Origin of the sequence: Pedococcus sp. (genome assembly GCF_036554925.1) — a bacterium.
Taxonomy (GTDB): Bacteria; Actinomycetota; Actinomycetes; order Actinomycetales; family Dermatophilaceae; genus Pedococcus_A.
Map to the genome: position 1 here is coordinate 1 of NZ_DATBMI010000193.1, position 13,335 is coordinate 13,335.

Consider the following 13,335-nt stretch of genomic DNA (forward strand, 5'->3'; position numbering starts at 1 on the left):
GCGGTGGGCCTCGACCCGGCGCCCATCGAGGACGCCGTGGCACAGGTCCGTGGGCACGAGCAGGCGCCCGAGGGTGGGCACCCGATGTATGCCGGCGCCGTGGCGCTCATGGGCCACGACGGTGCCGTCGTGGCCCGCGACGCCAGCGGTTTCGCCCTTCGCTACGAGGACGCGACGACCGAGCTGCCGCGCGACCAGTGGGTGCCCATGCGCGAGGACACCATCTTCGACCTCGCGTCGGTCTCGAAGCTGTTCACCTCGATCGCCGCGGTGCAGCTCATCGAGGACGGGACCGTCGAGCTCGAGGCGCCGGTGGCGGCATACCTGCCCGAGTTCGCGGCGAACGGCAAGGAGTCGGTGACGGTGCGGCACCTGCTGACGCACACCTCCGGCTTCACGTCGTGGCTGCCGCTCTACAGCCGCTACCCCGACAAGGCCTCGCGCATCCGGGCCGTCATGGACGCGCCGCTGAAGAACCCGGTGGGGTCCACCTACCTGTACAGCGACCTCAACCTCATCACCCTCGGCGTGCTCGTCGAGCGGCTGACCGGCCAGGGGCTCGACGAGGTGGTGCGCGATCGGGTCACCGCGCCGCTCGGCATGGACGACACCGGCTACAACCCGGCCGACCGCACGCGCACCGCGGCGACCGAGTACCAGTCGACGCCGGCCCGGGGCATGGTCCGGGGTGAGGTGCACGACGAGAACGCCTGGTCGCTCGGCGGGGTCGCCGGGCACGCCGGGGTGTTCTCGACCGCCGACGACCTCGCCGTGCTCTGCCAGGCGCTGCTCAACGGCGGCACCTACGACGGCGCCCGCATCCTCAGCCGCAAGAGCGTCGCCCTGCTCATCACCAACTTCACCGAGGACTTCCCGGGCGATGACCACGGCCTGGGGTTCGAGCTGGACCAGCGCTGGTACATGGACGCGTTGTCGGGGCCGCGGACGGCCGGCCACACCGGCTACACCGGCACGTCGATGGTCATCGACTTCGCGTCGCACTCCTTCGCGATCCTGCTGACCAACCGGGTGCACCCGTCCCGGTCGTGGGGCAGCAACAACGCCGCCCGGCGGGAGTGGGCCCGGGGGCTGGCCATGGCCATGGGGGTGCGGCCGCGGAAGGGTGACACCGCGTGGTTCGCCGGCGGCCGCGACGCGGCGACGGCGACGCTGACCGCGCCGGTGCCGGTGCCCCGCGGGGGAGCGCGACTGGCGTTCGACCTGTTCCTCGACACCGAGGAGACCGACCTGCTCACCGTCGAGGTCTCGCGTGACGGGGGCGAGAGCTGGCAGGGCGTCCCGCTGGTCCTGCGCGACCGCGGCGAGACCAGGGAGACGGAGGGCACGGTGTCCGGCAGCGGGTCCCGCCGGTGGGTGCAGGCCCGTGCGGACCTGGGTGAGGGCGAGCAGCTGCTGCGGTGGAGGTACACCACCGACGGGGCCTACCAGGGACGCGGGGTCCTCGTCGACGGCGTGCTCGTCAGGGGCCCCGGAGGTGTCATCCTCGACGGGGAGAAGACGCCCGGGGTGTTCTCGGCCGAAGGCTGGGCGCCCGTCGGTCGCGAGGACGTAGCGTAGGCCCATGCCCCGCGCTGAAAGCCCTGCCACTCCTGCCGTGGCACCCGCACCCCTGCTCGTCCGTCTCCGGGGCCTGCGTCCCTCGCTCTCGCCTGCCGAGGACCGCGTGGCCGAGCAGGTGCTCGCCGACGCGCGTGCCGCAGCCGCCCTGACCATCAGCGAGCTGGCCGCCGCGGCGCAGACCTCCGAGACCACCGTGCTGCGCTTCTGCAAGCGCCTTGGCCTGCCGGGTTACCCCCAGCTGCGGCTCGCCCTCGCCGAGGAGTCGGCCCAGCCCCGGGTCAGCGCGGCGAAGACGACCGACATCAGCGCCAAGGACAGCATCGACGACATCATCGCCAAGGTGTCCTTCGCCGACGCCAGCGCCGTCGAGGAGACGGCCCAGCAGCTCGACCGCCAGGCCCTGACCGACGCGGCGTCGGCCATCGCCGGGGCCAAGCGCGTCGACATCTACGGCATCGGCGCCAGCGCGATCGTGGGGATCGACCTCCAGCAGAAGCTGCACCGCATCGGCGCCATGGCGTTCGCCTGGAACGACCCCCACATCGCCCTGACGAGCGCGACCCTGCTGGCGCGCAAGGACGTCGCGATCGGCATCTCCCACTCCGGCACCACCAAGGAGACGATCGAGGCTCTCGAGGCGGCTCGCCGGCGCGGGGCGACGACCATCGCGATCACCAACTTCCCGCTGTCCCGGCTGGCGTCGACCGCCGACCTGGTGTTGACCACGGCCGCCCGTGAGACCAGCCTGCGCTCCGGCGCGACGGCGAGCCGCATCGCCGCCCTGACCGTCGTCGACTGCCTGTACATCGCGGTGGCGCAGCGCAACCTCCGCCGGGCACGCAAGGCCGTCGAGGAGACCCGGGACGCCGTGTCGAGCCACCGCGTCTCGTGACCTTCTTGTGATTGATTCACATCATTGACTCTGAGCGAGTAGGAAACTAACCTCGACCGTGTGAGCAGCGATGTCAGCGTGAGTGCGCCCACCGAGGATCGGCACCCCGGGACCACCGGGATCGACACGCTGTCGACCCTGGAGGTGCTGGCGACGCTCAACGCGGAGGACGCCAAGGTCGCACCCGCGGTGGCCACCGTTCTGCCCTCGCTCGCCGCTCTCGTCGACGCCACGGTGGCCGCGATCCGCGCCGGGGGCGTCGTGCACTACTTCGGCGCGGGCACCTCCGGCCGGCTGGCCGTGCTGGACGCCGCCGAGCTGCTCCCGACCTTCAACGCCCCGCCCGGCCTCGTCACGGCACACCACGCGGGCGGGTCCGCGGCGCTCCTGCGGGCCGTGGAGAACGTCGAGGACGACGTCGAGCTGGGGCGCACGGAGGCTGCCGCGCTCCACCAGGGCGACATCGCCATCGGACTGACCGCCTCGGGGCGCACGCCCTTCGTCGGCGGGGCGCTCGCCGCGGCTCGCGAGCGTGGCGCGGTGACGGCGCTCATCACCGCCAACCCGGAGGCCGAGCTGGCGGTGCTGGCCGACCACCTGCTGGCGGTCGACACCGGCCCCGAGGCCGTGACGGGCTCGACCCGGCTGAAGGCCGGGACCGCCCAGAAGCTGGTGCTCAACGGTTTCTCGACCGCGGTCATGATCAAGCTGGGGCGGACGTGGTCCAACCTGATGGTCGACGTCGTCGCCACCAACGCCAAGCTGCGGGGCCGGGTGCTGCGCATCCTGCAGGAGGCCAGCGGCGCCGACGAGGACCAGGCGCGCACCGCGCTCGAGGACGCCGGGGGCGAGCTCAAGCCCGCCCTGCTCTCGATGCTGGCCGGCGTCGGTGCGGCCGCGGCCCGCGCCGCGCTCGAGGCCCACCATGGTTCGGTCGCGCACGCGCTCGCCGCCCTCCAGACCCATGACGACCCCACCACTGTGACCCCCGTCCCGACAGGAGAACTCGCATGACCGTCCGCACGACCTGGAAGCTCGCAGCCATGGCCACCCTCGGAAGCGCCCTGGCCCTCACGGCCTGCGCCCCGTCGAGCGGTGGCTCCTCCGAGGGCGAGGGCGGCTCGAAGACGCTGACGGTGTGGTCCTGGCGGGTCGAGGACGAGGCGGCCTACAACAAGATCTTCGACGTCTACGAGAAGTCCCACGAGGGCATCACGGTCAACTTCAAGCCGTTCAAGGCGACCGAGTACAACAAGATCCTGGCCACCGGCCTCGCCGGCTCGGACGGCCCGGACGTGCCGCAGGTGCGCTCCTACGGCCAGCTCCAGACGACCGTCGCCTCGGGCTCCCTGGTGCCGCTCGACGGCAAGGTCGACCTCTCCGGCTGGGACGAGACCGTCCTCGCCAGCGCCAAGGGCAAGGAGGACGGCAAGGTCTACTCCGTGCCGTTCGCCCGCCAGGCGACGGTGATGTTCTACAACAAGGACCTCTTCGAGAAGAACGGCCTGAGCGTCCCGACCACGTGGGACGAGTTCATGGCCGCCAACAAGAAGCTGGCCGCGGCAGGCATCACCCCGATCGCGGTCGGCGCCAAGGACGACTGGACGCTGCCGATCGTGCACGAGGTCCTGGCTGCGCCGCGGTTCGGGGGCAAGGCCTTCCACGAGGCCGTGACCACCGGTGAGAAGGACTTCACGGACCCTGACTGGGTCGCGTCCGTCAAGGTCGTGGGCGACCTCAAGGCGTACATGCCCAAGAGCGTCACGGGCGTTGCGGTCACCGATGCGCAGACGCTCTTCTCCTCCGGCAAGGCCGCGATGTTCCCCGGTGGCTCCTACGACCTGGCCACCCTGCAGAAGGCCAACCCCGAGATGAAGATCGGCGTCCTGGAGGTGCCGCCCGCCCCGGGCTCGCCCGAGGGCTCGCAGGCCACCACCGCCGGCTGGGCTGACGGCAACTTCGGTGTCTCGTCCAAGTCGAAGAACCAGGCCGAGGCGCTCGAGCTCGTGAAGTGGATGTCCACGAAGGAGTTCGGCCAGATGGTGGCCGACGAGATCAAGCAGATCTCCGCCGTCCCGGGCGTGGAGTACAAGGACGAGCTGCTCAAGCAGATCAGCGGCAGCTACGACAAGAACGGCTCGCCGTACCTGCTGCTCACCGACTTCCGGTACGGCAGCCCGTCCGGCACCGAGCTTCTCGGCAAGGGCGTCCAGGAGATGCTGCTCGGCAAGAAGGACGCGGCCACGGTCAGCAAGGAGCTCGACACCGGCGTCAAGACCTGGTTCAAGCCCGGCGCCTGAGCCGGGTAACGTCTTCACGATGCGGCGTCGAACCGGCTTGCTCTTTGTCGCCCCCGCGCTCGCGCTCTTCGGGGTGTTCGTCCTCTACCCGATGCTGACGGCGTTCTCCTACGCCTTCTTCGACTGGCAGGGCACGACGCGCGGGGGCTTCGCAGGCCTGCAGCACTTCACCACCTTGTTCACCCGGGCACCGTTCACCACGGACCTGCCCCGGGCGCTGGGTCACAACCTGCTGTTCTTCCTCGGGACCATGGCCTTCCAGAACACCATCGGCCTCACCGTGGCGGTGCTCCTGCACCGGAGGCCGCGCACGCGCCGGGCGTTGCAGACGCTGTACGCCATGCCGTACCTCGTGAGCCCGATCGTGATCGGCTACCTGTGGACCCTGCTGCTGTCCCCGACCTTCGGGCCGGTGAACCAGCTCCTCACCCGGATCGGTCTCGAGTCATGGGCCCTGCCCTGGCTGGGTGACCCCGACACGGCTCTGTGGGTGGTGATCCTGGTCAGCGTCTGGCAGTGGATCGGCTTCCCGGTGCTGCTCTACGGCGCGGCCCTCGGCGGCGTCCCCGAGGAGCTCTCGGAAGCCGCGCGCGTCGACGGCGCCAGCCACCGCCAGACGTTCTTCCGGATCATCCTCCCGCTGCTGGTCCCGGCCATCGGCACCGTCAGCGTGCTGACCTTCATCTTCGCGATGGAGGCCTTCGCCCTGCCGTACGCGTTCGGCGGGTCGACCGGCAACCCCGCGGGTGCCACCGACTTCATCTCGCTGCTCTTCTACCGGACCGCGTTCGACTCGGGCGCCACCGATGCGATCGGCACGTCATCGGCCCTCGCGACCCTGCTCTTCGTCCTCATCTTCGGCGGTGCGATCGCCGCCACTGCCGTGCTCCGCCGCCACGAGAGGGCGATCACGGGATGAGCGTCCTTCCCGCCGGCATCGGCACGGGCCGCGCCCTGCCCGACACCGACCAGGGCGACCTCGACGCCCGCACGCAGCCCGGCGAGCCCCGGCGCCGGGGGCGGCCCCGGCAGACCCAGCGCCCGGTGGGTGGGGTGACCGCGAGCCTGCTGCTGTGGGGGTATGCCGCCGTCGCACTGGTGCCGCTGCTCCTGATGGTCTCGAGCTCGTTCCGCACCAACGCCGACCTCATCACCGACCCGCTCGGCGCGCCCTGGCCGCTGTCGTTCGAGAGCTACCGCGAGGCGTGGACGGTCGGGAACTTCGCGTCCTACTTCGTCAACTCGCTGCTGGTGACGTGCGGCGCCGTGGCGCTCTCGACGGCGGTGGCGACCATGGCGGCATACGCCCTGGCCCGGGCCCGCTCGCGGGTCTTCCGCTGGCTGGAGTCGCTGTTCCTCTCAGGCCTGATGCTGCCGATCCACCTGGCGATCCTGCCGATCTTCTACCTCTTCGACGGCGCGGGGCTCATCGACAGCCGGCTGGGCCTGGTCCTGATGTACGGCGCGTCTGGGGTGCCCTTCTCGGTGTTCGTCCTCACGACGTTCTTCCGGCAGCTGCCCGAGGAGCTCGAGGAGGCGGCCCAGCTCGACGGTGCGACCCCCTGGCAGACCTTCGCTCTGATCATGGTTCCGCTGGTGCGACCCGCCCTGGCGACCGTGGCGGTCTTCCGGTTCGTGCCGATCTGGAACGACTTCCTCTTCCCGCTGGTGCTGCTGCGCGACGAGGCGAAGTACACCCTCCCGGTCGGCCTGACGACCTTCTTCGGGGAGAACGCCACGAACTACTCGGCGGTGTTCGCGGGGCTGGTCATCACGACGGTGCCGCTGATCCTGCTGTTCCTCCTCGCGACGAAGCAGATCGTGGCCGGTCTGACGGCCGGGATGACCAAGTAGCCGGGCCGCCCGCTCCAGCGGCCCCGCCTTCACTCCCCGGCCGGCGGCTGCCCCGTGTAGGCGGCGATGGTGCGGTCCGCGGAGGCACGCGCCGACGCGGCATCGGCGCCCGATGCGACGTCGGCGTCGTGCCACGCCTCCCCGCTGCGGGTCATGAAGTCGCGGCCCTCGTCCGACGCGGCCCACAGCGCGCCCTCCTCGGGACCGAACACCTCGCCGCCGGGCTGGAGGTACTGGGCCAGGCCGAGCAGCGTCATGTCCCAGCCGATCCCGACCGCGCCGGGGCCGTACTCTCCCCACCGCTCGACGTCGACGTGGGCCGCGTGCTGGAGCTCGACGGTCGTCTGGCCGTCCTCCGCGGGCGTGAGCCGCAGGTCCACCCACGTGGTGTCCCCGCCGTACTCCCAGGTGATCGAGAGGTGGCGGGGTGGGTCGCACGCGAGCACCTCGCCGCTCGCGTTGCCCTCGATCTGGTAGCGCCCGCCGAGGCGCAGGTCACCGCTCACCGGCAGGAACCAGCGGGCGATCCGGTCGGCGCTGGTGCACGCGTCCCAGACGTCGTCGATGGTGGCGTCGTAGGTCTGGCGGACGATCACGGTCTTGGCATCGCCTCCCTCGAGGGTGCGGCTGCCCACGCTGCGGGCGACGGCGTTGATCTGGGCTGGGACGTCGATCATCGGGTGCTCCTGTCGGGTGGGGTCGGACGTCGTCGGGTGCCTCGGTGCCGGCCGCGGGCGAGCTCGGTTCCGAGGGCGTCGAGGCGCTGGGTCCAGAAGCCCCGGAACTGCTCGACCCAGGCGTCGACCTCCTGCAGCGGGCCGGTGTCGACGGCATACAGCCGCCGGGAGCCCTCGGCGCGCACGGTCGCGAAACCGTTGTCCCGCAACACCTTCAGGTGTTGGGAGACGGCAGGCTGGGAGATCCCGAACTCGGCGCCGATCACCGCACACAGGCTCCCCGAGGTGCGCTCGCCGGCGGCGAGCTCCTCCAGGATCCGCCGACGGACGGGGTCGCCGAGGACGTCGAACGCGTGCACGGTCTCCATGTTTCATCCCTGACTTAAATAAGTCAACACTTATAGGAGGTTGCGATGGCGGGGTGAACGTGGTCGAGTCACGCCCCGTGGCGGTCATCGTGGGTGTCGACGTCGGGGGCTCCGGCCTGAGGCTGCAGTGCGGGTATGCCGGTGGGCCGGGTCCTGTGCTCACCGCGCCCGGCGTGCGGGTCGGCGCCGACGGGATCGACGTGGCAGCGCTGGCGCAGGATGCGCGGAGGCTCCTCGCGGGGGCGGGGGTGAGCGCCCCCCAGGTGGTCGTCTGGGGGATGCGCGGGTTGCTGTTCCTCGCCGACCGCCACGCGGTGCTGCGCCAGGTGCGCGAGGCGCTCGGGGCCACGCGGACCGTCGTCGCCAGCGACGCCGTGACCAACCTGGTCGGCGCGGTCGGCGGGCTGCGTCCCGGCGCCGTCGTCGCGGCCGGGACCGGTGCGGTGGCGTTCGGCAGCGACTTCGGAGACCACTGGAACCGCGTCGACGGCTGGGGCCACGTCCTCGGCGACTGGGGCTCCGCCGCTCGGCTCGGGCTGGAGGGGCTCGCCGCCGGGCTGCGGCACCGCGACGGCCTTCCCGGCGGCTCGGCGACCCTGCTGGCCTCCGGGCAGGAGCGGTTCGGCCCGGTCGACGGCTGGCCCCGGCTGGTGATGACGAGCCCCGACGCGCCGCACCTGCTGGCGTCGTTCGCACCCGTCGTGACGGCGGCTGCCGGGGGAACGGGTTCCGGCGACGGCGACGGCGACGCCGCGGCCTCCGCGCTCTGCGCGACCGCCGGCGCGGCACTGGCGGACTCGCTGCTCGCCGCCGCGGAGGGGCTCCCCGCCCCGGCGCTGGTGGCGACGGGCGGTCTGGTCGGTGCCGAGCCGGTCCACGGCGCGCTGCGCGCCCGGCTCGCGGAGCACGACCGCGCGCTCTCCCCGGCCCTGGGTGGGTCGCTGGACGGCGCGCTGCTCCTGGCCCGGCACCTCGCCGAGGTGGGGTCGGTGCCGGAGCACCCGGCATACCTGCTCTGCGCCTGAGAAGGGCGAAGGGCCCCGCAGCTGGTGCCGCGGGGTCCTTCGGTGGCGCGGGTCCCACGCTCCGCGTGGGCGGATGGGGATGGTGCGGTGGAGCTGGGTCCCACGCTGCGCGTGGGCGGATGGGGGATGGTGCGGTGGTGCTGGGTCTCACGGCGAAGGACCCCGCAGCTGGTGCCGCGGGGTCCTTCGGTGGCGGAGGATGGGGGATTTGAACCCCCGAGGGTTTTATCCCAACACGATTTCCAATCGTGCGCACTAGGCCACTATGCGAATCCTCCGCGGAGGAGGCTACCCGAGACAGGGGCCGGCGCTGAAATCGCTCAGCTCTGGGCGGGGACGGGCGGCCCGACGAGCAGGGCCAGCCCGGTCAGCGCGACCACCGCGACCAGCGCCAGCGCCACGGCGAGACCCGGTCGGTGGAGCATCCAGGACTGGGCGCGCTCGGCGAGGCCGTGAGGCCGCTCGCCGCTTCCGGGCGCGAGGCGCCAGCCACCTTCGAGCATGCCGCGCCGCTCCGCGCCCTTGTCGAAGACGACGGTGCAGAACGGCGGGACCGCCGAGGCGAGGCCTGCCAGGGTGGCCCGCCCCGTCCACCGCTGGTTGACCGCGACGAAGACGGTGGTCAGGCAGTACGCGATGAAGACGACCCCGTGCGCCATGCCGAACACCTTCACGCCGAGCTCCGTCGTGTGCGTGAGGTACTTCAGCGCCATGCCGACCAGGAGCAGGGCCCACGTGACGGCCTCGGCCAGGGCGACGCGGCGGAACAGGGATCGGGGTGACATGGCTCTCCACGGAGGACGGCTTCAGGGGATGGACCCATTGTCACAGCCGGATTTGGCCGTGCCGGCCGCGCCCCGTCTAGACTGGCCCCGGCACCCCGCGTGGTGGTACCTCACTGAACTCCCCCAGGGCAGGAATGCAGCAAGGGCAGGTGAGCTCTTCCAGGTACGCGGGGTGTCCCCTTTCCCGTACTGGCCCGGGAGCGCACGCGGCCCCGTTCCGGAGCGCGGCGTGCGGTCGCAGATGACCCTTCGCCCCTTCCCGTCACGAGCCTGTCGGGAGCATGCTGGTGGCAGGTCGTCGAAGGGCGGTGGGCGGTGGCGACCAGGACGAGTTTCACCGGTGGGACGGCTCCCTGCGGGCGGGTCGTCGACGGGACGCGCTACAGCGACCACGATGACGCGGGCATGAGCGTCGAGCACGTCCACTACGGCTGTGGGTGCCAGGACTTCCGGGACGACTTCCACGACGGGAGCACGCGCCTTCGAGTGACCCACCACAACGGGAGGGTCCTGGTCGACGAAGAGCTCCGCGGCGAGTGAGGCCCGATGAGCGACCACGACGTCCTCATCGTTGGTGGCGGTCTCGCGGGCCTGCGGGCGGCCATCGCCATCGCCGAGGTCGAACCCGGACTGCGGGTCGCCGTGGTGTCCAAGGTCTACCCGATGCGCAGCCACAGCGTCTCCGCCGAGGGCGGCGCGGCAGGCGCGATCGCTGGCGACGACAGCCTCGACGAGCACGCCTACGACACCGTGTCGGGCAGCGACTGGCTCTGCGACCAGGACGCGGTCGAGGTCTTCGTGGAGGAGGCCCCGCGGGAGCTGCTGCAGCTGGAGCACTGGGGCTGCCCCTGGAGTCGGCAGCGGGACGGGCACATCGCCGTCCGAGCGTTTGGCGGCATGAGGAGGAAGCGCACCTGGTACGCCGCCGACAAGACCGGCTTCCACATGCTGCACACGCTGTTCCAGACCTCGCTGAAGTACCGCGACGTGGCGCGCTACGACGAGTGGTTCGTGACCCGGCTGCTCGTCGACGACGGCAGGGCGCAGGGCGTCGTGGCTATCGACCTGGCCTCCGGGCGCATCGCGTCGATCACCGCCAAGGCGGTCATCCTCGCGGGCGGCGGCTGCGGCCGCGTCTTCCCCTTCACCACGAACGCCAACATCAGCACCGGTGACGGCATGGCCCTGGCCTGGCGGGCCGGGGCGCCGCTGAAGGACATGGAGTTCGTCCAGTACCACCCGACGGGGCTGCCCTTCACCGGCATCCTCATCACCGAGGCCGCCCGCGCCGAGGGGGGCTGGCTGCTCAACAAGGACGGCTACCGCTACCTGCAGGACTACGACCTGGGCACGCCCGACCCGAGGCCGGTGCTGCGCAGCATGGAGCTCGGGCCGCGCGACCGCCTCTCCCAGGCCTTCGTGCACGAGCAGGAGAAGGGCCGCACGATCGACACCGAGTACGGCCCGGTCGTCCACCTCGACCTGCGCCACCTCGGGGCGGAGCTGATCGACACCCGGCTGCCGTTCGTCAGGGAGCTGTGCCTGCGGTACGAGAACATCGACCCGGTCCGCGAGCTCGTGCCAGTGCGACCAGTGGTGCACTACATGATGGGCGGGGTCCACACCGACATCGAGGGTGCGACGCCCGTGGAGGGTCTGTACGCCGCCGGCGAGGTCGCCTGCGTGAGCATCAACGGCGCCAACCGCCTGGGGTCCAACTCCCTCCCGGAGTGCCTGGTCTTCGGTGCCCGAGCGGGCCGTGCGGCGGCGAGGTATGCCGCGGGGGCGCGTGGGCCGGGTGCGGCGGCGGCCGCGCAGGCGCGCGACGAGGAGCGCCGGCTGGAGGGCGGGCTGCGCGACCGGACCGACGGGCGCGAGTCCATCGCGGACGTGCGGACGGCCATGCAGGAGGTCATGGAGGAGAGTGCCGGCATCTTCCGTACCGAGGCGTTCCTGACCAAGGGCGCCGACGCCCTTCGTGAGCTCCAGGGGCGGTCGACCTCCCTCGCCATCGACGACCACCACCGCGAGTTCAACACCCAGGTCGTCGCCGCCCTCGAGCTGTCGAACATGCTCGACGTGGCCGAGGCCATCATCAGCTGCGCGCTGCGGCGGGAGGAGTCCCGAGGTGCGCACCAGCGCCTCGACTTCCCGGCGCGGGACGACGACCGCTTCCTCGCCCACTCGCTGGTCCACCGCGGCACCGAGGGAGCGCACCGGGTCGACTACCTCCCCGTCGCCCTCACGCGGTGGCCGCCGGGGGAGAGGGTCTACGGGAGGTGACCGCTCATGGCTGACACCATCACGCTGCAGGTGGCGCGCTACCGCCCGGACCGCGAGACGGTCCCGACGATGGAGGAGTTCGATGTCCCGCTGCGGAAGGACTGGGCCGTCCTCGACGGCTTGAACCACGTCAAGGACCACCTGGACGGGAGCCTCTCCTACCGGTGGTCGTGCCGGATGGGGATCTGCGGCAGCTGCGGCATGACGGTCAACGGCGAGCCGCGCCTGACCTGCGCCACCTTCCTCGTCGACTACGCGCCCGGGCCGGTGCGCGTCGAGCCCTTGGCCAACTTCCCGGTGATCCGGGACCTCGTCGTCGACATCGGCGACTTCATGCGCAAGCTGCCGCAGGTCAGCCCGTGGATCGTGCGTGACGACGAGAAGCCGGTCTCCGAGGGCGAGTACCTGCAGACCCCGGAGCAGATGGAGGACTACTCGCAGTTCAGCATGTGCATCAACTGCATGCTCTGCTACTCGGCCTGCCCGGTCTACGGCCTCGACCCCGAGTTCGTGGGACCGGCGGCCCTCGCCCTGGCGCAGCGGTACAACCTCGACTCCCGCGACGAGGGTGCGGACGTGCGGCTCGACCTGCTGATCCACCCCGAGGGGATCTGGGGCTGCACCTTCGTCGGCGAGTGCACCCGCGCCTGCCCCAAGGGCGTCGACCCGGCGGGGGCGATCCAGCGGTACAAGCTCACCGCGGCCCTGCGGTCCCTCACGTCCTTCGTCCTCCCGCGGGGGCCGCGGTGACACGGGCACCCGACCCGGCGGCCCACGGCGGGCACGGCCCCGGCCCCCGTACCTATCGAGCGCCCGTGAGCACCTTCTGGTGGATCCGGCGCCGCAGCTATGCCTTCTTCGTGCTCCGCGAGCTCAGCGCGGTCTTCGTCGCCTGGTCCGTGGTCTTCGTGCTGCTGCTGGTCCGTGCCCTCGCCCAGGGCGAGCCCGAGTACCGCGCGTTCCTCGGCTGGGCCGCCACCCCCTGGGTCGTGGTGCTCAACGTGGTCACCCTGGCCTTCCTGGTCCTCCACGCGGTCACGTGGTTCAACCTGACCCCCGCCGCCATGGTCGTGCGGCTGCGCGGCCGCCGGGTCCCGCCGGCGGCAGTCGCCGGAGGCGCGTACGCGGCCTGGCTCGTGGCGTCCGCGGTGGTCGTCTGGCTGGTGGTGACGCGCTAGATGGCCAGGCGAACGATGGAACCCGTTCTGTGGCTGCTGTTCAGCGGCGGAGGTGTCGTCTCCGCGCTGCTCCTTCCGGTGCTCGTCCTCGTGTTCGCCCTCGCGGTGCCGCTCGGCTGGATCGCGACCCCGGAGCACGGGTCGCTGTTGAGGCTCGTGGGGCACCCGCTGGCAGCGGTCGTCCTCCTCGGCCTGACCGTGCTGTCGCTCTTCCACTGGGCACAGCGGTTCCGTTACACCCTCTTCGACGGGCTCAGGCTCAAGCGCCACCAGCGGCTGGTCAACGCGAGCGTCTACACCGTGGCCGTGCTCGGCTCCGCGGCCGCGTTGGCGGTGCTCTGGCAGGCGGTTGCCGCCCGCTCCGGTTGACCCACCGGGGCATACCCGACTGT

The 13,335-nt window shown here is 71.6% G+C and carries 15 protein-coding genes, 1 tRNA gene and 1 other RNA gene; 13 read left to right on the plus strand and 4 right to left on the minus strand.

Going from position 1 to position 13,335, the window contains the following annotated elements:
- The 6 genes from VIB11_RS15070 to VIB11_RS15095 all read left to right on the plus strand — a co-directional run.
- On the plus strand, window positions 1-1,578 hold a 1,578-nt coding region (locus tag VIB11_RS15070), incomplete at its 5' end, for a serine hydrolase domain-containing protein (RefSeq protein ID WP_332032189.1).
- A gap of 4 nt (window positions 1,579-1,582) precedes the next feature.
- Window positions 1,583-2,473 carry a MurR/RpiR family transcriptional regulator gene (locus tag VIB11_RS15075; protein WP_332032191.1) on the plus strand — a complete coding sequence of 297 codons (891 nt, stop codon included), beginning with the start codon at window positions 1,583-1,585 and terminating at the stop codon, window positions 2,471-2,473.
- Window positions 2,474-2,533: 60 nt separating this feature from the next.
- Complete coding sequence (locus tag VIB11_RS15080) at window positions 2,534-3,487, plus strand: N-acetylmuramic acid 6-phosphate etherase (RefSeq protein WP_332032193.1); 954 nt, start codon at window positions 2,534-2,536, stop codon at window positions 3,485-3,487.
- Window positions 3,484-4,773: an ABC transporter substrate-binding protein gene (locus VIB11_RS15085; RefSeq protein ID WP_332032195.1), complete on the plus strand. Its 1,290-nt coding sequence runs from the start codon at window positions 3,484-3,486 to the stop codon at window positions 4,771-4,773. Before VIB11_RS15080 ends, VIB11_RS15085 begins: the two co-directional genes overlap by 4 nt.
- Window positions 4,774-4,792: 19 nt before the next feature.
- Window positions 4,793-5,692 carry a sugar ABC transporter permease gene (locus VIB11_RS15090; protein WP_332032197.1) on the plus strand — a complete coding sequence of 300 codons (900 nt, stop codon included), beginning with the start codon at window positions 4,793-4,795 and terminating at the stop codon, window positions 5,690-5,692.
- On the plus strand, window positions 5,689-6,627 hold the full coding sequence (locus tag VIB11_RS15095; protein WP_332032199.1) for a carbohydrate ABC transporter permease: 939 nt from the start codon (window positions 5,689-5,691) through the stop codon (window positions 6,625-6,627). Before VIB11_RS15090 ends, VIB11_RS15095 begins: the two co-directional genes overlap by 4 nt.
- A gap of 29 nt (window positions 6,628-6,656) precedes the next feature.
- Here VIB11_RS15095 and VIB11_RS15100 read toward each other — a convergent pair whose 3' ends face one another.
- Together VIB11_RS15100 and VIB11_RS15105 are read right to left on the minus strand one after the other, a co-directional pair.
- Complete coding sequence (locus VIB11_RS15100) at window positions 6,657-7,304, minus strand: SRPBCC family protein (RefSeq protein WP_332032200.1); 648 nt, start codon at window positions 7,302-7,304, stop codon at window positions 6,657-6,659.
- Window positions 7,301-7,672 (minus strand): ArsR/SmtB family transcription factor, encoded by a 372-nt coding sequence (locus VIB11_RS15105; RefSeq protein WP_414695854.1) that lies wholly within the window; start codon window positions 7,670-7,672, stop codon window positions 7,301-7,303. The genes VIB11_RS15100 and VIB11_RS15105 overlap by 4 nt, the downstream gene beginning before the upstream one ends.
- A gap of 53 nt (window positions 7,673-7,725) precedes the next feature.
- On the opposite strand from VIB11_RS15105, the gene VIB11_RS15110 reads away from it, so the two are divergent.
- The gene (locus VIB11_RS15110) at window positions 7,726-8,697 is read left to right on the plus strand and encodes a BadF/BadG/BcrA/BcrD ATPase family protein (RefSeq protein ID WP_332032202.1); all 972 of its coding nucleotides are present in this window, start codon (window positions 7,726-7,728) and stop codon (window positions 8,695-8,697) included.
- Window positions 8,698-8,887: 190 nt separating this feature from the next.
- Here the strand turns inward: VIB11_RS15110 and VIB11_RS15115 are convergent.
- Both VIB11_RS15115 and VIB11_RS15120 read right to left on the minus strand, forming a co-directional pair.
- A tRNA-Ser gene (locus tag VIB11_RS15115) sits at window positions 8,888-8,975 on the minus strand.
- Between the two features lie 42 nt (window positions 8,976-9,017).
- A complete protein-coding gene (locus VIB11_RS15120) occupies window positions 9,018-9,482 on the minus strand; it encodes a DUF3817 domain-containing protein (RefSeq protein WP_332032204.1) in 465 nt (154 codons plus the stop codon).
- Window positions 9,483-9,568: 86 nt separating this feature from the next.
- On the opposite strand from VIB11_RS15120, the gene ffs reads away from it, so the two are divergent.
- The 6 genes from ffs (at window position 9,569) to VIB11_RS15150 (ending at window position 13,312) form a co-directional block, all read left to right on the plus strand.
- Window positions 9,569-9,665, plus strand: an RNA gene (ffs, locus tag VIB11_RS15125) — signal recognition particle sRNA small type.
- A gap of 222 nt (window positions 9,666-9,887) precedes the next feature.
- Window positions 9,888-10,022 carry a hypothetical protein gene (locus VIB11_RS15130; protein WP_332032205.1) on the plus strand — a complete coding sequence of 45 codons (135 nt, stop codon included), beginning with the start codon at window positions 9,888-9,890 and terminating at the stop codon, window positions 10,020-10,022.
- Window positions 10,023-10,028: 6 nt separating this feature from the next.
- Window positions 10,029-11,765: a fumarate reductase (quinol) flavoprotein subunit gene (gene frdA, locus VIB11_RS15135; RefSeq protein WP_332032207.1), complete on the plus strand. Its 1,737-nt coding sequence runs from the start codon at window positions 10,029-10,031 to the stop codon at window positions 11,763-11,765.
- 6 nt (window positions 11,766-11,771) lie between these two features.
- Window positions 11,772-12,515, plus strand: coding sequence for a succinate dehydrogenase iron-sulfur subunit (gene sdhB, locus VIB11_RS15140; protein ID WP_332032209.1), 744 nt, complete (start codon window positions 11,772-11,774; stop codon window positions 12,513-12,515).
- Window positions 12,512-12,943 carry a hypothetical protein gene (locus VIB11_RS15145; RefSeq protein WP_332032211.1) on the plus strand — a complete coding sequence of 144 codons (432 nt, stop codon included), beginning with the start codon at window positions 12,512-12,514 and terminating at the stop codon, window positions 12,941-12,943. The genes sdhB and VIB11_RS15145 overlap by 4 nt, the downstream gene beginning before the upstream one ends.
- 15 nt (window positions 12,944-12,958) lie before the next feature.
- Window positions 12,959-13,312, plus strand: a complete 354-nt coding sequence (locus VIB11_RS15150) for a hypothetical protein (RefSeq protein WP_332032213.1) — start codon at window positions 12,959-12,961, stop codon at window positions 13,310-13,312.
- The last annotated feature ends 23 nt before the right edge of the window (window positions 13,313-13,335 follow it).